The sequence below is a fragment of the Cellulomonas olei genome (genome assembly GCF_039548315.1).
GTDB lineage: Bacteria > Actinomycetota > Actinomycetes > Actinomycetales > Cellulomonadaceae > Cellulomonas.
The window spans coordinates 1-21,422 of sequence record NZ_JBCLVN010000051.1 but is presented as its reverse complement, the minus strand read 5'-3'; the positions used below and the strand labels follow the sequence as shown (position 1 = coordinate 21,422).

General features: G+C 74.3%; 20 protein-coding genes and 1 pseudogene. 14 read left to right on the top strand and 7 right to left on the bottom strand.

The genetic code is table 11. The annotated features are described in order from the left end of the window. Positions 1-544, bottom strand: a pseudogene (locus AAHH18_RS14630) (hypothetical protein); the annotation flags it as partial. A gap of 126 nt (positions 545-670) precedes the next feature. Here AAHH18_RS14630 and AAHH18_RS14625 point away from each other — a divergent pair. Genes AAHH18_RS14625 through AAHH18_RS14615 form a run of 3 tightly spaced genes read left to right on the top strand, consistent with a single transcriptional unit; the run spans position 671 to position 5,000 of the window. Further along, positions 671-2,653: a DUF222 domain-containing protein gene (locus tag AAHH18_RS14625; RefSeq protein ID WP_343302107.1), complete on the top strand. Its 1,983-nt coding sequence runs from the start codon at positions 671-673 to the stop codon at positions 2,651-2,653. A gap of 51 nt (positions 2,654-2,704) precedes the next feature. Continuing rightward, entirely contained in the window at positions 2,705-4,711 is a 2,007-nt protein-coding gene (locus tag AAHH18_RS14620) for a DEDD exonuclease domain-containing protein (protein WP_343302106.1), read from the top strand. A gap of 7 nt (positions 4,712-4,718) precedes the next feature. Continuing rightward, the gene (locus tag AAHH18_RS14615) at positions 4,719-5,000 is read left to right on the top strand and encodes an Lrp/AsnC family transcriptional regulator (protein WP_283320592.1); all 282 of its coding nucleotides are present in this window, start codon (positions 4,719-4,721) and stop codon (positions 4,998-5,000) included. Positions 5,001-5,031: 31 nt separating this feature from the next. Here the strand turns inward: AAHH18_RS14615 and trpD are convergent, their stop codons facing one another. Together trpD and AAHH18_RS14605 are read right to left on the bottom strand one after the other, a co-directional pair. Next, positions 5,032-6,099 (bottom strand): anthranilate phosphoribosyltransferase, encoded by a 1,068-nt coding sequence (gene trpD / locus AAHH18_RS14610; RefSeq protein ID WP_343302105.1) that lies wholly within the window; start codon positions 6,097-6,099, stop codon positions 5,032-5,034. Further along, positions 6,096-6,527 carry a response regulator transcription factor gene (locus tag AAHH18_RS14605; RefSeq protein ID WP_283320594.1) on the bottom strand — a complete coding sequence of 144 codons (432 nt, stop codon included), beginning with the start codon at positions 6,525-6,527 and terminating at the stop codon, positions 6,096-6,098. The genes trpD and AAHH18_RS14605 overlap by 4 nt, the downstream gene beginning before the upstream one ends. A 193-nt stretch (positions 6,528-6,720) precedes the next feature. On the opposite strand from AAHH18_RS14605, the gene ctaE reads away from it, so the two are divergent. The 10 genes from ctaE (at position 6,721) to AAHH18_RS14555 (ending at position 15,915) form a co-directional block, all read left to right on the top strand. Then, complete coding sequence (gene ctaE / locus AAHH18_RS14600) at positions 6,721-7,359, top strand: aa3-type cytochrome oxidase subunit III (RefSeq protein WP_459349146.1); 639 nt, start codon at positions 6,721-6,723, stop codon at positions 7,357-7,359. Between the two features lie 46 nt (positions 7,360-7,405). Next, complete coding sequence (gene qcrC / locus AAHH18_RS14595; protein WP_343302104.1) at positions 7,406-8,209, top strand: cytochrome bc1 complex diheme cytochrome c subunit; 804 nt, start codon at positions 7,406-7,408, stop codon at positions 8,207-8,209. Then, the gene (qcrA, locus tag AAHH18_RS14590) at positions 8,206-9,234 is read left to right on the top strand and encodes a cytochrome bc1 complex Rieske iron-sulfur subunit (protein WP_343302103.1); all 1,029 of its coding nucleotides are present in this window, start codon (positions 8,206-8,208) and stop codon (positions 9,232-9,234) included. The genes qcrC and qcrA overlap by 4 nt, the downstream gene beginning before the upstream one ends. Then, the gene (gene qcrB / locus AAHH18_RS14585) at positions 9,231-10,988 is read left to right on the top strand and encodes a cytochrome bc1 complex cytochrome b subunit (RefSeq protein ID WP_343302102.1); all 1,758 of its coding nucleotides are present in this window, start codon (positions 9,231-9,233) and stop codon (positions 10,986-10,988) included. The genes qcrA and qcrB overlap by 4 nt, the downstream gene beginning before the upstream one ends. A 309-nt stretch (positions 10,989-11,297) precedes the next feature. Next, positions 11,298-11,927, top strand: a complete 630-nt coding sequence (locus tag AAHH18_RS14580; RefSeq protein WP_283320598.1) for a superoxide dismutase — start codon at positions 11,298-11,300, stop codon at positions 11,925-11,927. 267 nt (positions 11,928-12,194) lie between these two features. Then, the gene (locus AAHH18_RS14575; RefSeq protein ID WP_343302101.1) at positions 12,195-12,500 is read left to right on the top strand and encodes a hypothetical protein; all 306 of its coding nucleotides are present in this window, start codon (positions 12,195-12,197) and stop codon (positions 12,498-12,500) included. Beyond that, positions 12,500-13,144: a hypothetical protein gene (locus AAHH18_RS14570; protein ID WP_343302100.1), complete on the top strand. Its 645-nt coding sequence runs from the start codon at positions 12,500-12,502 to the stop codon at positions 13,142-13,144. The genes AAHH18_RS14575 and AAHH18_RS14570 overlap by 1 nt, the downstream gene beginning before the upstream one ends. After that, positions 13,144-14,190 (top strand): hypothetical protein, encoded by a 1,047-nt coding sequence (locus tag AAHH18_RS14565; RefSeq protein WP_343302099.1) that lies wholly within the window; start codon positions 13,144-13,146, stop codon positions 14,188-14,190. Before AAHH18_RS14570 ends, AAHH18_RS14565 begins: the two co-directional genes overlap by 1 nt. A gap of 4 nt (positions 14,191-14,194) precedes the next feature. Next, positions 14,195-14,851 (top strand): ATP-binding cassette domain-containing protein, encoded by a 657-nt coding sequence (locus AAHH18_RS14560; protein ID WP_343302098.1) that lies wholly within the window; start codon positions 14,195-14,197, stop codon positions 14,849-14,851. Then, the gene (locus AAHH18_RS14555; protein ID WP_343302097.1) at positions 14,848-15,915 is read left to right on the top strand and encodes a hypothetical protein; all 1,068 of its coding nucleotides are present in this window, start codon (positions 14,848-14,850) and stop codon (positions 15,913-15,915) included. Before AAHH18_RS14560 ends, AAHH18_RS14555 begins: the two co-directional genes overlap by 4 nt. A 171-nt stretch (positions 15,916-16,086) precedes the next feature. Here the strand turns inward: AAHH18_RS14555 and AAHH18_RS14550 are convergent, their stop codons facing one another. From AAHH18_RS14550 to ctaC, 3 genes are all read right to left on the bottom strand, one after another. Further along, positions 16,087-16,485: a cytochrome c oxidase subunit 4 gene (locus AAHH18_RS14550; protein WP_283321837.1), complete on the bottom strand. Its 399-nt coding sequence runs from the start codon at positions 16,483-16,485 to the stop codon at positions 16,087-16,089. A 65-nt stretch (positions 16,486-16,550) separates the two neighbouring features. Then, positions 16,551-18,365, bottom strand: coding sequence for an aa3-type cytochrome oxidase subunit I (gene ctaD, locus AAHH18_RS14545; protein ID WP_283320604.1), 1,815 nt, complete (start codon positions 18,363-18,365; stop codon positions 16,551-16,553). Further along, on the bottom strand, positions 18,365-19,264 hold the full coding sequence (gene ctaC / locus AAHH18_RS14540; RefSeq protein WP_459349145.1) for an aa3-type cytochrome oxidase subunit II: 900 nt from the start codon (positions 19,262-19,264) through the stop codon (positions 18,365-18,367). The genes ctaD and ctaC overlap by 1 nt, the downstream gene beginning before the upstream one ends. A gap of 249 nt (positions 19,265-19,513) precedes the next feature. Here ctaC and AAHH18_RS14535 point away from each other — a divergent pair, with 249 nt between their 5' ends. Beyond that, the gene (locus AAHH18_RS14535; RefSeq protein WP_343302096.1) at positions 19,514-20,740 is read left to right on the top strand and encodes a cysteine desulfurase family protein; all 1,227 of its coding nucleotides are present in this window, start codon (positions 19,514-19,516) and stop codon (positions 20,738-20,740) included. Positions 20,741-20,834: 94 nt separating this feature from the next. On the opposite strand, the gene erpA is transcribed toward AAHH18_RS14535, so the two are convergent. Further along, positions 20,835-21,185: an iron-sulfur cluster insertion protein ErpA gene (erpA, locus tag AAHH18_RS14530; protein WP_146840169.1), complete on the bottom strand. Its 351-nt coding sequence runs from the start codon at positions 21,183-21,185 to the stop codon at positions 20,835-20,837. Between the last annotated feature and the right edge of the window lie 237 nt (positions 21,186-21,422).

Here is a 21,422-nt window from a genome sequence, read left to right as displayed (position 1 = left end):
CGTCCTGCCATCCCGGCGGGCGCAGCAGCACGGCGCCCACGGCCAGCGTCACCGGGTCCGGCGCGGAGGGCCGCGTGCCGGCATCCGGGTCCAGCACGGAGGGCCGCGTGCCGGCATCCAGGTCCGGCACGGAGGACGGCGTGCCGGCATCCAGGTCCGGCACGGAGGGCCGCGTGCCGGCATCCGGATCCAGCACGGAGGACGGCGTGCCGGCATCCAGGTCCGCGACAGGTGCGCCCGGCCCGGCGGGCTGCGACGGCGACGGCGAGGGCCGTGGCGACGGCTCGCGACCCGCGGCGAGCAGGTCGGCCGCCTCGTCGGGGTGCGCGTGCGACCAGGCCCGCGCGACCCGTGCCCGGAACGCGTCGTCACCCTCGACCGCGCGCCACAACGGGCCGGCGCCCGCGTCGGCCCGTCGGCGGGGAGCGAAACGGCGGACCGCGGCGAGCGCGGACGGCACGGTGGCCGGCTCCAGCGCACCGAGCACCTCGGCCGCGAGCCCCACCACGGCGGCCCGGACGGCAGGGGGCACGACGACGGACATGCTCGTCACCCTACGGGCCCGCGCGGCCGGGGCGACACGCCGTGCACGCCACGACACACCGACCGTCGTCCCCAGGCGGACCGCCCGGGCAGGGCGCTTGTCGGAGGTCGTCGGTAGCGTGTTCTCATGGCACCTGACCTGCGCGAACACCTCCACGAGCCGCTCCTCGCAGGCGACTCCTGGGGGCTGCGCGCCGGGTCGGCGCTGCCGGTGTACGACGCCCGGGGCCGCCGTCGCGAACCGCGCGAGGCGGCCGTGGCCGGCGGACCGCGCGACCCGCGACCGGGAGGAGCAGGTGGCCACCGGGGGCCCCTCGCGTCGAGCCCCTGCGGCGGGGGCGCCGGCGCCACGACGGGCGCCCGTCATCTCGCCCCGCGTCGCGCCGACTCCCCCGGAGACCACGGCACCACCGGCGACCGCGACACCACGGGTGGCCGCGACACCACCGGCGGCCGCGACACCACGGGTGGCCGCTCCACCACCGACACTCTCGAGGCCGTCGGCACCGACGCCGTCGTGCCGCAGGAGCCGGTGCACCTCGCGGCCAGGCGGGAGCGCACCCGGCTCCTGGGCGAGATCGAGACCGTCGCGCAGGCCGCACCCGACCAGTCGCTCGCGGCGTGGCTCGACGACCTCGACCCGTCGACCGTCCCCGTCGAGATCCTCGTCGAGGCGGTCGCCGCATCCGCACGCCTCGAGGCCGCGGCGCACGCGCGCACGCTGAGCCTCGCTGCGGCGCTGGCGCGGCGCCCCGAGATGGAGCCGGCCTGGAACGACGACGTCGGTCCCCTGCCGCGCCACCGCTCCGTCGCCGCGGACGAGCTGTCGATGCGCCTCGGCGTCTCCCGTGTCGTGGCGAACCGGCTGGTGCGCGAGGGCCAGGTCCTGGACCTCGTGCTGCCCGCGACCGGTGCCGCGCTCGCTGCTGGCGATCTCGACGCCGCGAAGGTGTCCGTCCTCGTGCAGCGCCTGGGGAACCTGGACCTGCGCGTCGCGGAGGCCGTCGAGGACCTCGTCCTGCCCGAGGCCCCGGAGCGGTCGACCGCGCAGGTGCGGCTCGACGTCGAGCGCGCGCTGCGCGAGGTCGACCCCGACGGAGCAGCAGCTCGGCACGAGCTCGCCCGGACGGGGCGCCGGGTGTCCCGCCCCCGCCCCGAGCCCGACGGGATGGCGTCGATGTGGCTCGTCCTGGCGGCCGAGGACGCCGCCCGGGTGGACGGCGTCCTCGAGCACACCGCACGAGCCGCCCGGGTCCACGGCGACCCGCGCACCCTCGAGCAGCTGCGCGCGGACGGACTGCGCGACCTGGTGGTCGGTGACGTCCCGGCGTCGGACAGCCAGGACAGCGTGCTGCCCGATGGCGACGGCACGGCTGCCGGGAGCGACGCGGAGCGGGTGCGGCCGGGCTCCTCCGGCGCCACGTCGGCGCAGGGCTCGGCCCCGGGTGCCCCTCGTGCCACGGGCGGCTGCGCCTGCGGCGGACGGGGCGCAGGCCGGGCCGGCGCTCAGATCCGGGTGACCGTGGCCGCCTCGACGCTCCTCGGCCTGGACGACCGGCCCGGCGAGCTCGCCGGCTACGGGCCGCTCGACGCCGTGACGGCGCGGGCGCTCGCTGCGGGCGGCACCTGGCGCCGCATCGTCACCGACCCGCTCTCCGGCGCCGTGCTGGACGTCGGTCGCACCCGCTACCGACCACCGGCAGCCCTCGACGAGCACGTCCGCACCCGCGACCGTCACTGCGCGGCGCCCGGTTGCACGGTGTCGGCAGCCGACGCCGACCTCGACCACACCCTCGAGTTCCACGGCGTGCCCTCCGGGGCCGGTCACGCTCGGGCGTCGGACGTGACGGCCCTGGGAGAGCGAGCGCGCGGTGCGCAGCCGCTCGGCACGACGTCCGACGCCAACCTCGGGGTGCTGTGCCGCCGGCACCACCGCCTCAAGACCGACGGGGGCTTCCGCCTGCGCCAGCTCCGGCCCGGTGTCTACGAGTGGGTCACCCCGGCGGGCCACCGCTACCTCACACGCCCGGGCGGGGACGCCGTGGTCGACGTGTCCGCGAGTCCGCCGTCCCAGGTCGACGCGCTGGCCGAGCTGCCTCCGCCGTTCTAGCCCGCGGCCCGTGTCGCCGGTGTGTCGGACCCCGCCGATAGCGTCCCCGTCATGGTGTTCCGCTCCCCCGTGCCCCCGCGTGAGGACCTCACGCGGCAGCCCGTGGGCCGGCCGGTGCAGGTCACGCTGGACGACATCGGCACCCCGCTGTCGGACGTGACGTTCGTCGTCGTCGACCTCGAGACGACCGGCGCCGCACCCGGGGCGTCCGCCATCACGGAGGTCGGCGCGGTCAAGGTGCGCGGGGGCGAGGTGCTCGGTGAGTTCCAGACGCTCGTCGACCCGGGCGGCCCGGTGCCGGCCCAGATCCAGGTCCTCACGGGCATCACGACCGCGATGGTCGTCGGCGCACCGCGCATCGGGTCGGTGCTGCCGTCGTTCCTCGAGTTCGCGCGGGGTGCCGTCCTGGTCGCGCACAACGCGCCGTTCGACGTGGGCTTCCTCAAGGCGGCCGCGGCCGAGACGGGCCACGCCTGGCCGGGCTTCCCGGTCGTCGACACCGTCAGGCTCGCCCGTCGTGTCGTGACCCGCGACGAGGCCCCGAACCACAAGCTGTCCACGCTGGCCGCCCTGTTCCACGCGACGACGACACCCGAGCACCGGGCGCTGGCCGACGCCCGGGCCACGGTCGACGTGCTCCACGCCCTGCTGAGCCGCCTCGCGCCGCTCGGCATCACGCACCTCGAGGACCTGGCGACGGCGGGCGACGCGGTGCCGTCGGACATCCGGCGCAAGCGGCACCTCGCCGACGGGCTGCCGGACGCGCCGGGCGTCTACCTGTTCCGGGGACCACGCGACGAGGTGCTCTACGTCGGCACCTCGACCTCGCTGCGGTCGCGCGTCCGGTCGTACTTCACGGCGGCCGAGAAGCGCTCGCGGATGCGGGAGATGGTGCGCATCGCCGAGTCGGTCACGCCCGTCGTGTGCGCGACGCCGCTGGAGGCCCAGGTGCGCGAGCTCCGCCTGATCGCGGAGCACGACCCGCGCTACAACCGGCGTTCCCGGGCGCCGGAGCGCATGCCCTGGATCCGGCTCACGGACGAGCCGTTCCCGCGCCTGTCGGTCGTCCGGGAGGTCCGCCCGGGCGCGACCCACATCGGCCCGTTCTCCTCGCGCTCGGCGGCGCAGTCCGCGGTCGAGGCCCTGCACGACGCCTTCGCGATCCGGCGCTGCACGTCGCGTCTCCCCGCCGTGCCGGCGCCGGGCGCCACGGCGTGCCACCTCGCGGAGATCGGCCGCTGCCCGGCTCCGTGCGTCCGGCCCGAGGCCGCGGCCGAGCACGCGGCCACCGTCGACCGGGTGCGGGAGGCCATGACCGCGGACCCCGCGGGGGTGGTGGACGCGCACGCCGGCCGGATCGCGGGGCTCGCCCGGCAGGAGCGGTACGAGGAGGCGGCCACGGTCCGCGACCGCCTCGCGGCGTTCCTCCGGGGCTCGGCGCGTGCGCAGCGCCTGGCGCCCCTGTCGGCGTGCGCCGAGCTCGTCGCAGCCCGGCGGACGGACGCCGGCGGCTGGGAGCTCGTCCTCGTCCGGCACGGCCGGCTCGCCGGGACGGCGCTCGTGCCGCCCCGCACGGATCCCACGCCGGCCATCGAGTCGCTGCGCGCCAGCGGGGAGCACGTCGACCCTCCGGTCCCCCCGGCGCCGGCGGGACACCCGGAGGAGGCCGACCTCGTGCTCGGGTGGCTCGGGCGTCCCGGCGTGAGGATCGTCTCGGTCAGCACCCCGTGGTCGTACCCGGTGCGCTCCGCCCAGGCCCGCACCGACCCCGCGGCGGCCGTCGGCACCACGTGGCTGGAGGATGCCGAGGCGGAGGCGCGGGCCGAGCGCGACGCGCAGTTCGAGCGCGACGCCGCAACGCCGCTCCCAGCGCCGCACGACGTCCGCCCGCCTGCCGCCGCTGCCCCCGACCCGGCGCCCGCCGCCGACCCGGGCGCAGCGCCCGGCGAGGCGTCCGCCCCCGGCCACCCGTCGGCCCCGGCCCTCGTGCCGCCTCCTGGCACGGACGCGCGGCGTGCGGCGCGGGACGACCCCGCGGGGGCCGCCGGCGCGGCATGATGGCGTCATGCTGACCGCCATCGTGCACATCGACACCGACGCCGCGCGCATCCCCGAGGCCGCCGCGGCGATCGCCGAGATCCCCGGGGTGAGCGAGGTCTACTCGGTCACCGGCGGGGTCGACCTCATCGCGATGGTGCGCGTCCGGGAGCACGAGGAGCTGGCGGACATCATCGCGGACCGCGTCAGCAAGGTCCCGGGCGTCGTGCGGACGCAGACGTTCATCGCGTTCCGGACGTACTCGCAGCACGACCTCGAGCAGGCGTTCGCCCTGGGCATCGAGGGCTGACGGCGGCCTCAGCTCGCCGCGCTCCAGCGCCTCAGCTCGCCGCGCTCCAGCGCGCCAGGACCTCGGCGGCCGCCCCGGAGTCGACCGCCCGCGCGGCGTGCTCGAGGCCGCTGCGCAGCCGGTCCACGAGGCCACCGCCCTCCGCGCCCGTCCCGGGCAGGGAACCGTCGGCGACGAGGGCCGCGGCGGCGTTGAGCAGCACGGTCTCCCGGGACGCGACGTGCTCCCCGGCGAGGACGGCCCGCGCGACACCGGCGTTGAAGGCCGCGTCGGCGCCCCGCAGGTCGGCCACGGTCAGCGGCGTGAGACCGAGGTCCGCGACGGGGTCGAGCACGTGCTCGGTGACGGCACCGCCGGTGACGTGCCAGACGTGGGCCGTCCCGGTCGGCGCCAGCTCGTCGAGGCCGTCGTCCCCCCGGAACACCAGCGCCTCGGTGCCGCGCCGCGCGAGCACGCCGGCCACGAGCCCGGCCATGCGGGGGTCGGCGACGCCGATCGCTGCGGCGGCCGGCTGCGCCGGGTTGGTGAGCGGGCCCAGGAAGTTGAAGACGGTGCCGATGCCGAGCTCGCGGCGCGCGACCGCCACGTGCCGCATGGCGGGGTGGAACGTCAGGGCGAAGCAGAACGTGATGCCGACCTCGGACGCGAGACCGGCGACACGCTCGGGCGTCTGGTCGAGCCGGATGCCGAGCGCCTCGAGCACGTCCGCGGAGCCGGACGACGAGGACGCGGCCCGGTTGCCGTGCTTGACGACCCGGACGCCGGTCCCGGCGACGACCAGCGACGCCATCGTCGAGACGTTGACGGTGTGCGCGCGGTCCCCGCCGGTGCCGACGATGTCCACGGAGCGCCCGGGCACCTCGAAGCGCAGGGCGTGGGCGAGCATCGTGTCGGCGAGCGCCGTCAGCTCGGCGACGGTCTCGCCCTTGGCGCGCAGCCCGACGAGGAACCCGGCGATCCGCGCCGGGGACGCCTCACCGGACATGATCTGGTCCATCGCCCAGGCGGTCTGCGCCTCCGTGAGGTCCTGCCGCGCGACGAGGGACGCCAGCAGGTCCGGCCAGGTCACCGCCGGCACGGGGCCCGCGCCCTGCGTCATGCCGCGGGGGCGCCGGTGAGCAGACCGGCGACGGCGCTCTGCAGCTCGACCGGGTCGAGCGGCTGGGAGACGACGGCGTCCGCGTCGGACCAGGCGGCGAGCCACGCGTCCTGCGGGCGGCCGGTGAGCACGAGCACGGGCGGGCAGCCGAACACCTCGTCCTTGACCTGGCGCGCGAGCGCCATGCCGCCGACCTTCGGGGCCTCGCCGTCGAAGACGAACAGGTCGTACCCGCCGGCCTCGGCCTGCTCGAGGGCGGCGGCGGGCGTCGCGACCTCGGTCCACTCGATGTCCGGCGCGCCCCGGCGCAGGCGCCGGCCGACGCCGAGCCGCACCTGGGCGCGGGTGTCGAGGTCGTCGCTGTAGAGGAGGATGCGCGGTCCGGCCTGCTCGGCGGAGGCGTCGGCAGTGAGGCGGTCAGCGGCCATGGTGGTCCTTCACTCGGTGCGGGGCGGGACGGGGGTCCCCGCCCTGCATCTTGGCACGCCGGGGTGCCGGTGGTCCGCAGGCGCCCGGATCCGCGGCGGACGGGCCGGAACGAGGTGACGATGTGACAGAAACCTCGGCCACGCCCTAGGACTTGGGACCCATGCGCTGCGGTTTTCGGCCATACTGACGTGCGTGACGACCGCAACGGCTGCCCCCACGTCCGCTCCCCGGGTGAGCGTCAACCGACCGAACCCGGTGTCGGTGGGCACCATCGTGTGGCTCGCGTCGGAGCTGATGTTCTTCGCGGGCCTGTTCGCGATGTACTTCACGCTGCGCGCCACGGTCCCCGAGGAGTGGGCCGTGCAGACGGAGAAGCTCAACGTCACGTTCGCGGCGGTGAACACGACGGTGCTGCTGCTGTCGTCCGTCACCTGCCAGATGGGCGTGTGGGCCGCGGAGCGGTTCCAGCCGGTGCGCTCCGGCTCGCTGCTGAACGTGCGCGGCTGGGGCATGAACGAGTGGATGACGCTCACCTACGTCATGGGTGCGTTCTTCATCGGCGGGCAGATCTTCGAGTACGCGGAGCTGGTGCACGAGGGCCTGACGATCTCGTCGAGCCCCTACGGCTCCGTCTTCTACCTGACGACCGGCTTCCACGGCCTCCACGTGGTCGGCGGCCTCATCGCGTTCCTGTTCCTCCTGGGCCGGTCCTTCACGGCGAAGCGGTTCGGCCACCACGAGGCGACGACCGCGATCGTCACGTCCTACTACTGGCACTTCGTCGACGTGGTCTGGATCGCGCTGTTCGCGACGATCTACCTGATCAAGTGACGACGACCCCCCGAGCCCCCCGCACGCCCGAGACGAGGATCCATCCGTGAAGGCACTCGCCGCCCGCAGGCACCACCGGTCCGCACCGGTCGTGCTGCTCCTGCTGGCGCTGCTGCTGACCGGTGCGGTGTACGCGATCGCCCAGCCCGCCAGCGCCGATGCGGCGCAGGCGACGGCCAGCGAGAGCGACATCGCCACCGGCCAGAAGCTGTTCCAGGCCAACTGCGCCACCTGCCACGGCCCGACCGCCGAGGGCCGTGAGGCCGTCGACGGCGGCGCCGGCGGCCCCTCCCTCATCGGCGTGGGCGCCGCCGCGGTCGACTTCCAGGTCGGCACCGGCCGCATGCCCGCCCAGATGAACGGCCAGCAGATCCAGGCCAAGCCCGCCCAGTTCACGCAGGACGACATCGACAAGCTCGCGGCGTACGTCGCCTCGCTGGGCGCCGGGCCCGCCGTGCCGACCGCCGAGCAGGTGGACCCGAGCCTCGGCGACGCGGCGAACGGCATGGCCCTGTTCCGCACGAACTGCGCCATGTGCCACAACGCGGTCGGCGCCGGCGGCGCGCTGTCCCAGGGCAAGTGGGCGCCCGCGCTCGACCAGACCACGCCCACGCACATCTACGAGGCGATGCTCACCGGCCCGCAGTCGATGCCGGTGTTCAACGACGCCAACATCACCCCGGACGAGAAGCGCGACATCATCGCGTACCTCGACGAGCAGCGTGACGGGTCGCCCGGCGGCCTCTCCCTCGGCTCGCTCGGTCCCGTCAGCGAGGGCCTGTGGGCCTGGGTGGTCGGCATCGGCCTGCTGATCGCCGCCTCGGTCTGGATCGGAGCCAAGTCCTCGTGAACTCACCCCACGACCCCTCGACCGACCTGACCACCCGGGACGGCTCCGCGCCGGTGCCCGAGCGGTTCGAGGACCCGGGCCTCGAGGCGCACCGCGCCCGTGTGGGCGACACCGACCCGAAGGCGAACAAGCGCGCCGAGCGGCAGGTCGTCGTCCTGTTCACCATCTCGATCCTCGGCACGATCGGCGCGATCGTCGCGTACGCGCTCGTCCCGCCGGGCGAGACGGTCGGCAGCATGCGGCTGTCCAACCTGCTGCTCGGGCTCGGGCTGTTCCTCGGCCTGGCCGGCATCGGGCTCGCGGCGGTCCACTGGGCCAAGTCCCTGATGAACGACCACGAGCGCGCCGAGGACCGCCACCCCACGGCGTCGTCCGCGGAGAACCGCATCAAGGCCGTCGAGGCCCTGCGCGAGGGCGCCAAGGACTCGTCGATCGGGCGCCGCGGCGTGCTCAAGGGCGCGATGGTGACCTCGCTCGCGCTGTTCCCGCTGTCGATCGCGGTGCCGCTGGTCGGCAACCTCGGCGGCGACTGGAACGTGGCGCGCTCGAAGCACACGATGTGGCGCCGCGGGACGCGGCTGACGATCGACCCGAGCGGCCGGCCCATCAAGGCGTCGGACGTGACCATCGGCTCCGTGTTCCACGTCATCCCCCAGGGCCTCGAGGAGGCGGAGCACCCGCTGAACGAGAAGGCCAAGGCGGTCGTGCTGATGATCCGCATGGACCCGCGCGACATCCGCTCCGAGCAGGGCGAGGGCTGGTCGTACGACGGCATCGTGGCGTTCTCCAAGATCTGCACCCACGTCGGGTGCCCGGTCGCCCTCTACGAGCAGCAGACGCACCACATCCTGTGCCCGTGCCACCAGTCGACCTTCGACGCCGCGGACGGCGCCAAGGTCGTGTTCGGCCCGGCGAAGCGCCCGCTGCCCCAGCTGCCGATCACGGTCGACGACGAGGGCTACCTCGTCGCGCAGGACGGCTTCAACGAACCCATCGGCCCGTCGTTCTGGGAGCGCCTGACATGAGCACCGTCGACTCCCCGCCGCAGGCGTCGGCACCGCCGACCGCGGGCGCCCGCGCCGCCGCGGCGACCGCCGACTACCTGGACCAGCGGACCGGCATCGGCACCGCGGTCAAGGAGTTCGCGCGCAAGATCTTCCCCGACCACTGGTCGTTCCTGCTGGGCGAGATCGCGCTCTACTCCTTCGTCGTGCTCCTCATCTCGGGCACGTTCCTCACGATGTTCTTCGTGCCCTCCATGAACGAGGTGCACTACCACGGCCCGTGGGCCGCGATGGACGGCGTGCAGATGTCCGAGGCGTTCGCCTCCACGCTGCGGCTGTCGTTCGAGGTCCGCGGCGGGCTGCTGATGCGGCAGATCCACCACTGGGCCGCGCTGATCTTCATGGCCGCGATCGTCACGCACATGATGCGCGTGTTCTTCACGGGCGCGTTCCGCAAGCCGCGTGAGCTCAACTGGGTCGTCGGCTTCACGCTGATGATCCTGGGCCTGCTCGCCGGGTTCTCCGGCTACTCGCTGCCCGACGACGTGCTGTCCGGCAACGGCCTGCGGATCGCGGACGGCGTGGCCCGCGCGATCCCGATCCTCGGCTCGTACATCTCGTTCGCGCTGTTCGGCGGCGAGTTCCCGGGTACCGACCTGATCCCGCGCCTGTTCACCGTGCACGTGCTGCTGGTGCCGGCGCTGATCCTCGCCCTCATCGGCCTGCACCTGCTGTTCGTCGTGCTGCACAAGCACACGCAGTACCCGGGTTCGGGCCGCACCGACAAGAACGTCGTCGGCTACCCGCTGTTCCCGGTGTACGTGGCGAAGGCCGGCGGGTTCTTCTTCGTCGTGTTCTCGGTCATCGCGCTGATGGCCGCCACGATGACGATCAACCCCGTCTGGAACTACGGGCCGTTCGACCCGGGCGTCGTGTCCGCCGGCGCGCAGCCCGACTGGTACATGCTCTTCCTCGAGGGCGGCCTGCGCCTCATGCCGGGCTGGGAGTTCGTCATCGGGCAGTACACGGTCTCGATGAACATCCTGGTGCCGGGCGTGGTGATCCCCGGCCTGCTGTTCACGACGCTGGCCCTGTGGCCGTTCATCGAGTCGTTCGCCACCGGTGACAAGCGCGAGCACCACGTGCTCGACCGCCCGCGCAACGCCCCGTTCCGCACCGCGTTCGGCGTCTCGTTCCTCACGGCGTTCTTCATCCTGATCCTCGCCGGTTCGAACGACCTCATCGCGACGCACTTCCACCTGTCGATCAACGACATCACGTGGACGTTCCGGGTGCTGATCTTCGTGGCCCCCGCGATCGCGTTCTGGCTGACCAAGCGGATCTGCCTCGCGCTGCAGCGCAAGGACCGCGAGGTCGTGCTCCACGGGCACGAGACCGGGCGCATCGTCCGGTTCGCGTCCGGCGAGTACATCGAGGTGCACAAGCCCCTCGACGCGCGCGAGCGGTGGCTGCGCGTGCAGCACGAGCCGCGCCGGCCCGTCGAGATCGAGCCGGCGGAGGACTCCCGCGGCGTCCGGCGCAAGGGTTACCGCAAGGACCTGCTGCGCCAGCGCCTCTCGCGCGTGTTCTACGAGGACCGCGTCGAGCCGGTCACGCCGGCGGAGCTCGCGGCGGCGCAGTCGCACGGCGGGCACGACGCCCTGCCGGCGGCGCACGACGACGAGCACCGGGCGGTCGGTGCCGGCAGCGGTGCCCGTCAGCTCGCGTCGGAGCCCGAGGACACCGAGGGCACGGGCGGCGGCGCGCACCGCTGAGACCCGCAGCAGCGACGGCAGGGCCGGTCGTGCGTCACGTCGACGCGCGGCCGGCCCTGCCGCCGTCGAGGGCACGGCGACCACCGCGTCGCACGGCCGTGACCTGGGGAATCATCCGCGCGCGCCGCTCGTTGCACCGGAGGGAGCGGGCGGTCCCCGGACCGGTCCCGCCCCACCGTCCCCCGGGCCGCCCACCGCGGGACGTGGTACGACAGAGGCAGGTGCGCGCAGCCCCCGCGGCCGCACGCCCCTGCTGCCAGAACGCCGTCGCGGCACCAAGCGCCGCGACCCGAGCAGGAAGAGGCACTGATGGCTGACTACACCCTTCCGGACCTGCCCTACGACTACGCGGCGCTGGAGCCGCACATCTCCGGCCGCATCATGGAGCTGCACCACGACAAGCACCACGCGACGTACGTGGCCGGCGCCAACACCGCGCTGGAGAAGCTCGCGGCAGCCCGGGAGTCCGGCGACTTCGGCGCGATCGCGGGCCTCGAGAAGGCGCTGGCGTTCAACCTGGGCGGCCACGTGAACCACTCGGTGTTCTGGCAGAACCTCTCCCCCGAGGGCGGCGACAAGCCGGTCGGCGAGCTCGCCGCGGCGATCGACGAGTTCTTCGGCTCGTTCGACAAGTTCCAGGCGCACTTCACCAACAACGCCACGACCATCATGGGCTCCGGCTGGTCGATCCTCGCGTGGGACTCCATCGGGCAGAAGCTCGTCATCGTGCAGCTCTACGACCAGCAGGGCAACATCCCGCTCGGCCTCGTGCCGATCGTCGTGCTCGACATGTGGGAGCACGCGTTCTACCTCGACTACGTCAACGTCAAGGCGGACTACGTCAAGGCGTGGTGGAACATCGTCAGCTGGGCGGACGCCGGCGAGCGCTTCACGCGCGCGCGCACGCAGACCTCGGGGCTCATCGTCCCGGCGCTCTGACACCGCACCCGCTCGGCCCGAGGGCCGGTCACCCCGCAGGGTGGCCGGCCCTCGGCGCGTCCGCAGCGTGAGACGCCTGCCACCAGGACATCACGGGACGAAGGCGGACGACTCGCCGGGCTCCAGCGCCGCTACCCGGGCGTGTCGCGCGACCTCGCGTTGACCCCGCTCCCGTGCCCGGACCAGCATCGACGGACCGGTCCACGGGGACCGCCCGGTGTCTCAGCCGCACCGATGCCGGCCTGCTTCACGACGAAGGAGCACGCCATGAGCACCACCCTCGCCCGCCGCCGCACGACCGCCCGGCTCGCCGCCCTCGCGCTCGCCCTCGGGGCGTTCGGCGTCGTCGACGCCGCAGCCGGCGCCCCGGACGCGTCGGCCGCCGGCTGCAGCTACAGCAACCTGAGCTCGACGAAGGTGAAGAACGTCAACTGCACCCGCGGCGCGTACGGGTACAAGAAGTCCGCGACGGCGACGACCGGCACCCAGGTCGGTTCCTGGGTGGGCGCGGGAGGCTGGTCGTACAACCCGAACCAGATCTGCTACCAGTACGCCACGATGGTCTTCGGCTGATGGTCGAGCGCCACCGGACGGCGGGCTCGCCGCGGCTGGGTGCCGCGGCGGGCCTCGCCGCCGGAGCCCTCCTGCTCGGCGCGTGCACCGGCGCACCCGGCCCCGGCCAGGGCGCGGGCGACTTCTCGGGGCCGTGGGCCGAGGAGCTCGCGTACTACGACTCCGTCACCGACTCCGAGTTCGCACACCGCGCCTTCGCGGACAGCGTGCTCACCGACTCGGAGGTCCAGGAGGGGCGCGCGCTCATCGCCCAGTGCTACGTCGACCACGGCTCCGAGGTGGAGTACGACGCCTACGGCCGCTCGACGGTCACGGTCGTGACAGGGTCGGAGGACCCGATGGAGGTCATGGGGACCTGCGAGTTCGCCGATGGCGGCGTCGCTGTGCTGCACGACCAGATCCGCCTGAACCCCGACAACCTCGACGCGTTCACGATCCAGGCCGCGTGCATGGTGGAGCACGGCATCGTGGAGCCCGGGTTCACGGCCCGCGACCTGGAGAACACGTACGAGGAAGGTGCGGCGACGCCCTGGGAGCCGGCGGACCAGGAGACGGCGACCGCCTGCCAGCTCGACCCGCTCGGGCTGGCCTCCGACGCCGGCACGACCGGGTCGACCGGCTCGTCCGGATCGGCGACCCCCTGATGCGTGCAGGTTCCGCGTCCGTGCTGACGCTGGCCCTGCTCACCGCGTCGGCGGCGGGGCTCGCGGTGGGGACGTGGCTCGCGGCCCCCGGGACGCCCGAGGCCCTGGCGGCGGGTGCGCCGATCACGGAGGTCCCGGTGACGACCCGTGAGTTCGCCGACCCGCGCAACCTCGCCCTGCGCGTGTCCCCCGGGGAGGCGCGCGAGGTCACGGTCCGCGTCGACGGCTACCTCACGCGGTCGACGTGCAAGCCGGGCGGCTCGCTCGACAGCGGCACCTCGACGTTCGCCCTGGACGGCGCCGGCCTGCTGAACCTGCACACGTCGGAGCCGCTGTGGCGGACGCTCGCCACCGGTGACCGCGGCACCGACGTGGCCGCCCTGCACGAGGCGCTGCGCGGGCTGGGGCACGACGCACCCGACGGCGACCGCGTGACGGCCGGGACGCTCCGGGCGTACCGGGACGCTGCCGTCGCCGCCGGCCTCCCGGCCCCGGCCTGGGGTCAGCCGGTGGACCACACGCGTGTCGCGTGGCTGCCGGCGCCGTCCGTCGTGGTCAGCCGGTGCGTGGCGGCGACGGGTTCGGACGTCGCCGCCGGGGACGTGCTGGCCGAGCTCCCGGCGGCGATCTCCGCCGCGGCGCTCGTGAGCCTGCCTGCGGACGCCGTGCCGGGCGAGCGCGCGCTCACGGTGGACGACCAGCAGGTGCCGGTGGACGCCGAGGGCCGCGTGGCCGACGGGGCCGCGCTCCAGGCGATCGCCGGCTCCCGCACCTACACGGAGGCGGCCGCAGCGGCCGAGGCCGGCGCCGACGTCACCCTGACCGTGCCGTGGTCCCTCGTGACGTCGCTCGAGGTCGGGATCGTGCCGCCGGCGTCCGTGCAGGACGCGGAGTCGGGGACGGCCTGCGTGCGCGACGCCACGGGCACCCCGGTGGCCGTGCGCGTCGTCGGGTCGGAGCTCGGTCAGACGTACGTCACTCCGGCGGACGAGGCCGTCCTGCCCGCCGCGGTGCGGACGGACCCCGCCCCGGGGTGCCGGGGGTGAGGGCATGAAGGTGGTGCTCGACGGGCTGGGCCACCGGTTCCCCGGCCAGCCGTTCCTCTTCCGCGGGCTGTCCGCGACGCTCCTCCCCGACCGCGTGTACGCCCTGGTCGGGCCGTCCGGGTCGGGCAAGAGCACGTTGCTCTCGCTGCTCGCCGGGTGGCTCCACCCGTCCGAGGGGACCGTCGACCGGCACGGTGTGGCACGGGTGGGCTGGGTGTTCCAGAACCCCCACGGCGTCGCGCGCCGCACCGCGCTCGACCACGTGGTGCTGCCGCTGCTCACGCAGGGGCACACGCGGCGCGAGGCCGAGGACCGGGCGCGGACGCTGCTCGCGGGGTTCGGCCTCGAGGAGGTCGCGGACCGGGAGTTCGCCGCGCTCTCGGGCGGTGAGGCGCAGCGGCTCGTGCTCGCCCGCGGCATCGCCGCCCGGCCCGAGCTGTTCCTCGTCGACGAGCCGACCGCCCAGCTCGACGCGCGGACCGCGGCGCAGGTCAGCAGCACCCTCGGCGGCCTCGCCCGGGAGGGGACCGTCGTGGTGGTCGCGACGCACGACGCCCAGACCCGCGCGGCGTGCACCGACACCCTCGACCTCACGGCCTGTGCCGACCTCACCACCCACGCCGTCCGCGGGGTCGACCCGGTCCGCGGGGTCGGCGCGTGAGGTGGGTCGTCGGCGAGGCGTGGCGGGACGTGCGGTCGGGCACCGCGCACGCGCTCCGCTCCACGCTGGCGCTCGCGCTGCTGGTCGGCTCCGCCGCGGTGGTCGACGTCGCCGGGGTGGAGGCCCTGCTCGTCCGCGGCGCCGAGTTCCGCGACGCCGGGGCGTCCGTGCTGACCGTCGAGGCACCCGGGGCGATCGACGGCGGCACCTGCGACGCCCTCGCCCGGCTTCCCGGGGTGCGTGCCGCCGGAGCCCTGCGCCAGGCCGCCGAGCCCCTCGCGCCCGCGACCCTCCCGCGCGGACCCGTCGCCGCGTACCTCGTCTCCCCCGGCGCTCCCGCACTGCTCCGCGCCGACGACTCCGGGTCCGCCGGCGTGCTGCTCGCGTCCGACGCCGCCGCCGCACTGGGTGTCGGGACCGGCGACCGGCTCGTCCTCGACGGCACGCCCACGACGGTGCGCGGCACCTACGTCTGGCCGGACGACGGCCGACGCTCCGGGTACGCGTACGCCGCCCTGCTGCCGGCGACCCGGGCCGACCCGTACGACGCGTGCTGGGTCGACGCGTACCCCGCGCCAGCGGGCCTGGCAGCCCTCGCCCGGCTCGCCGTGCTCCCCGCCGGCGACGAGCAGGCCGCGCCGGTGGTCGTCTCGCAGCTCAACACCACGCTGGGCACGACGTTCGACGGGGTCCAGGCGCACGCCGGCAGGGCCACCCGGCACGCGGTGTGGCTGTCCGTCGCCGGCGGGGCGCTGCTGGGGTTCGCGGGAGTCCGGGCCCGTCGGCTCGAGCTCGCGGCGGCACGGCACGTCGGCGTCACCGCACCCGCCCAGCACCTCCTGCTGCTGCTGGAGGGCCTCGCGTCCGTGCTCCCGGCCGGGGTCCTGGTGGCCGCGGCGGTCGCGGTGCAGGTCGTCACCGGCACCGGCGAGGACCCCGCGGCGCTCGTCCGCACCGCCGTCCACGTCGCCGCTCCCGGCCTCGCCGCGGCGCTCCTCGGCGCGCAGGTCGCCGCGGCGCTCACACGGGAGTCGCACCTGTTCCGGTACTTCCGCACCCGGTGACGCGTCGGTCTCCGCCGTGGCAGCGCGCGGCGGGACCTGCGGACCGCACCGGCGGCAGCACGGCTTCCGGCAGGTGCCGCGGTGCCACGCGCGGCACGCGCGGCACACGCGCCACGGGCCGGGCTCCCCGCGTGGGGTGCCCGGCCCGTGGTCCGTGCGGTGCGTGAGCGCTCAGTGCGCGTGCTGACCGCGGGAGAACTCGAAGATCCACCCGACGAGGCCGATCACCCCGAGGGCCGCCCCGACGTACAGCAGCCACCAGCCGACGGCCATCCCGAGGAACGCCACCGCGCCGGCCGCCGCCACCGTGATCGGCCACCAGCTCCAGGGGCTGAACACGCCCTGGTCGCCGGCGCCTTCCGCGACGAGCGCCTCCGGGTCGTCCTCGGGGCGGGCGTCGATGCGGCGGGACACCAGCAGCAGGTAGCCGCCGATCATGCCGACGAGGCCCCCGACCAGCGGGATGCCGACGGTGCCGACGGGCTCGCCGTCGCTCCACCACGCGTAGATCAGGCCGATCGGGATGAAGAACAGGACGCCGCCCAGGAACAGGTACGGCTCGACCTTCATCGCGTGCCGGGGGCGCTCACCGCTGCCCGTCGGGGACGGCCGGGCACCCGGCTCGTGCAGGCTGCTCATCGCGTGCGCCCCTCCTCGTCGTCACCCTGCGGCCGGTCGTCCACGATCGTGGCCGTCGACTGCTCCTGCTCGCCGCCGCCGTGCTCGAGGCGGTCGCGGGCCAGGCCCTGCTCGCCGGACCGCTCGGCCTCCCAGTCGAAGAACCCGGGCTCGGGCTCGACGTGGTCCATGGCGGCGACCTCGGGGTGGTGCAGGTCGAACGCGGGGCGCTCGGACCGGATGCGGGGCAGCGACGTGAAGTTGTGCCGCGGCGGCGGGCAGGACGTCGCCCACTCGAGCGACTGGCCGTAGCCCCACGGGTCGTCCACGGTGACCTTCGGCGCGCGGCGCCACGTGATGTAGACGTTCCACAGGAACGGCAGCGTCGAGATCGCGAGGATCATCGAGCCGACGGTCGACACCTGGTTCATCCAGGTGAAGCCGTCCTCCGGCGAGTAGTCGGCGTACCGGCGGGGCATGCCCTCGGCGCCGAGCCAGTGCTGGACGAGGAACGTCATGTGGAAGCCGATGAACAGCAGCCAGAAGTGGAGCTTGCCGAGCCGCTCGTTGAGCATCCGGCCGGTGAACTTCGGCCACCAGTAGTACATGCCGCCGAACATCATGAACACGACGGTGCCGAACACCACGTAGTGGAAGTGCGCGACGACGAAGTACGTGTCGGAGACGTGGAAGTCGAGCGCCGGGCTGGACAGGATGACGCCGGTCAGGCCGCCGAAGAGGAACGTCGTGAGGAACCCGATGGTCCACAGCATCGGCGTCTCGAACGTGAGCTTGCCGCGCCACATCGTGCCGATCCAGTTGAAGAACTTCACGCCCGTCGGCACGGCGATGAGCATCGTCATCAGCGCGAAGAACGGCAGCAGCACCGCGCCGGTCACGTACATGTGGTGCGCCCACACCGTGACGGACAGGGCGGCGATCGCGATGGTCGCGTACACCAGGCCCTTGTAGCCGAACACGGGCTTGCGGCTGAACACCGGCAGGATCTCGGTCGCGATGCCGAAGAACGGCAGCGCGATGATGTACACCTCGGGGTGCCCGAAGAACCAGAACAGGTGCTGCCAGAGGATGGCGCCGCCGTTCTCGGGGTTGAACACCTGCGCGCCGAGCCGGCGGTCGGCGCCGAGCGCGAACAGCGCGGCGGCCAGCGGCGGGAACGCCATCAGCACCAGCAGGCTCGTGATGAGCGTGTTCCAGGTGAAGATCGGCATCCGGAACATCGTCATGCCGGGCGCGCGCATCGTGACGATCGTGGTGATGAAGTTGACGGCGCCGAGGATCGTGCCGAAACCGGTCAGCGCGAGGCCGAACACCCACAGGTCCCCGCCGGCTCCCGGTGAGTACACGGAGTTCGACAGCGGCGCGTACGCGAACCACCCGAACGACGCGGCGCCCTGCGGCGTGAGGAAGCCCGCCGCCGCGATGAGGCCGCCGAACAGGTACAGCCAGTACGAGAACGCGTTGAGCCGCGGGAACGCGACGTCGGGCGCACCGATCTGCAGCGGCATGATGATGTTGGCGAACGCGGCGAACAGCGGCGTCGCGAACAGCAGCAGCATGATCGTGCCGTGCATGGTGAAGAGCTGGTTGTACTGCTCCTTGCTCTGCACCACCTGGATGCCCGGCTCGAACAGCTCGGCGCGGATCAGCAGCGCCATGAGGCCGCCGATGGCGAACCACACGAACGCGGTGATCAGGTACATGTAGCCGATCGTCTTGTGGTCGGTCGACGTGACCCACTTGACGATCGTGCGGCCCAGGGTCTGGCGGCGGGGCGCGAGCCCCGGCACGACCTCGACGGCGGCGGCCATCAGCTCTCTCCCTCGTCGCCCTCGGCGTCGCTGCCACCCTCACCGGTGACGCGGACGTCCTGCAGGCGGTTGTACTCGAGACCCAGCTGACCGTCCTGGCCGGCGTCCCGCAGGTCCTGGATGTGCGCGTCGTACTCCTCGCGCGACACCACCTTCACGTTGAACAGCATCGACGAGTGCTCCTCGCCGCAGAGCTCCGCGCACTTGCCGAGGTACTCGCCCTCGACCTGCGGCACGACCTGGAACGTGTTCGTCCGTCCCGGGATCATGTCCTGCTTGTAGAGGAACGCCGGCACCCAGAACGAGTGGATGACGTCGCGGGAGTCGAGCACGAACTCGACGCGCTCGCCGACGGGCAGGTACAGCGTCGGCTGGTCCGCGAGGACGCCGGTGCGGCCGACCTCCTGGGCGTGCTGCCCGGTGTCGTACACGTCGTCGTCGACGTAGTTGAAGTCCCAGCTCCACTGCTTGCCGATGACCTGGACGGTCAGGTCGGGCTCCGCGGAGGTGTCCTGGATCTCGGTCATGTCGCGCGCCGTGTAGTAGAACAGCACGCCGACCATGACGATCGGGAGCACGACGTACATGATCTCGAGCGGCACGTGGTACCGGAGCTGCACCGGGAGCTGGTCGTCGTCCTTGCGCTTCCGGTACACCGCGACGCACCACAGGATCAGGCCCCAGACGAGGATGCCGACCAGGAGGGCGGCCACCCAGGAGCCGACCCACAGGTTGGTGATCCGGCCGGTCTGGTTCGTGATCTCGTTGTCGGAGTCGCCGGGCAGCCAGCCGCGCTGGGCCTCGGGCGAGCATCCGGCGAGCGCGAGCGCGACGACGGTCACGAGTCCCGCGACGGCCAGTCGGGTCCGCCTCGGGCGGCGGGGGGTCTGCGAGCGCACCGGGGGCCTTCCACTTCGGTCCCCGTCGGCCGCGACGCGTCGGGCCGTGCACCGTCCGACGGGGAAGTCCACCTAGGACCTTTGTCCTCGATCCCGTGCAGCGTAGCGCGAGGACAGGCTGCTCGTGGCCTCAGAACCGCGTTTCAGGCGCACGAGATGACGCAGTGTCATCTGGATCACTCCCGCGGCCGCGCCCCCGCGCCCCGGTGGGTGCCGCGTGCAGCTGCCAGGGCGGATACCGTGCCGGGAGTGAGCACCGAGCCGTCCCCCGCGCCGACCGTCCCGCCGGGATCCGGGAGCGCCGCGGGCCGAGGGCGCGGCGCGGCGCCGCGTCGCGTGGTCCTCGACTCCGCGGGCCGCGCACCGGTGCTGCCCGCGGCCCGGGACGCGTACCTCGCGGCCCTCGACGAGGGGTGGGCGGACCCGCGACGGCTGCACTCGGAAGGGCGTCGCGCCCGCGCCCTGCTCGACGGTGCCCGCGAGGCCGTCGCGGCGCTCGTGGGCGCGCGGACCGAGGAGGTGGACCTCGCGCCCTCCCACACGGCGGCGCTGCACGGTGCCGTGCGGACCGTCGCCCGCGGCCGCCGGCGCACCGGGGGCACGGTCGTGACCTCCGCCGTCGAGCGGATGGCCGTGCTCGACGCCGCGGACCTGGCCGTCGCGGAGGGGCCGGGCGGGAGCCGCGTGACCGTCCCGGTCGACCGCCTCGGGCGCGTGGACCCGGGCGCGCTCGCCGAGGCCGTCGCCGCGCCCGGCGTCGCGCTGGCCGCGCTGCAGCACGCGAACGGCGAGGTCGGCACGCTCCAGCCGGTCCAGCAGGCGCACGCCGCCGCGCGCGCCGCGGGCGTGCCGCTGCTCGTCGACGCCGGGTCCTCGTGGGGCCACGTGCCGGTCGGCGACGCGTGGGACGTGCTCACGGTGGACCCCGGCGACGTCGGCGCGCCGCCCGGCGTCGCGGTGCTCGTGACGCGCGCCGGGGTGCGTCGCTCCCCCGTCGGCCCGCCCGACGAGGACCGCTGGTTCCCCGGCGGCGTGGCGGTCCCCGCGGCGCTGGCCGCCGCGGTCGCCCTCCAGCACGCCCACGCCCGGGTGCGCGCCGGCGACGACGACCGCGCCGCGCTGGTCGACCGCGTACGGGAGCGGGTCGCCGCCGTGCCGCTCGTCGACGTCGCCGGCCCCGGGGCGCGCGCCGAGCGGCTGCCCCACGTCCTGACGTTCTCCTGCCTGTACGTCGACGGCGAGGCGGTCGTGACCGCCCTGGACCGCGCGGGCTTCGCGGTCGCGTCGGGGTCGGCGTGCACGTCCGCGACGCAGACGCCGAGCCACGTGCTCGCCGCGATGGGCCTGCTCAGCCAGGGCAACGTGCGGCTGTCGCTCCCCCGCGGCACGACGGCGGCCGACGTCGACCGGTTCTGCGACGTCCTGCCGGGCGTGGTCGCGGGGCTGCGCCGGGACGCAGGCGCGGGCGACCTCTAGGCCACCCGCCCGCCGGTCCCGGACGCGGGCCCGGACGCGCAGGAGCCCCGGACCGCGCGGTCCGGGGCTCCCGAGGTGGTGGTGCGACCCGAGGTCAGCTGAACGACCCGCCGCAGGCGCAGCTGCTGCCCGCGTTCGGGTTGTCGATCGTGAAGCCCTGCTTCTCGATCGTGTCCGCGAAGTCGATCGTCGCGCCCTCGAGGTACGGCACGCTCATGCGGTCGACCACGACCTCGACGCCGTCGAAGTCGCGCAGGGCGTCGCCGTCCAGGACGCGCTCGTCGAAGTAGAGCTGGTAGATGAGGCCCGAGCAGCCCCCGGGCTGCACCGCGATGCGCAGGCGCAGGTCGTCGCGCCCCTCCTGCTCGAGCAGGCTGCGCACCTTGTCGGCCGCGACGTCGGTGAGGACGACGCCGTGCGTCGCGGTCTCGGTGGTCTCGCTCATGGTGTCTCCTGACAAGGTCGGCATCGGTCGCCGGCGCGCGCGAGCGAGCGCCGAGAGACGGTCACGACAGCCACAACTGCGCCGCCGCACGATCTGTTCCCCAATGTACGCCCGCGTGCGCGCGACCCGCCGCAGCGCCCGCGCTCCGCCGGCGCCGCGCCCGCGCACGGCCGGGCGGGCCCGCGGGGACGTCAGCGCGACCAGGTGCGGGCGATGCGCGGCACCCGGCCCCGCAGC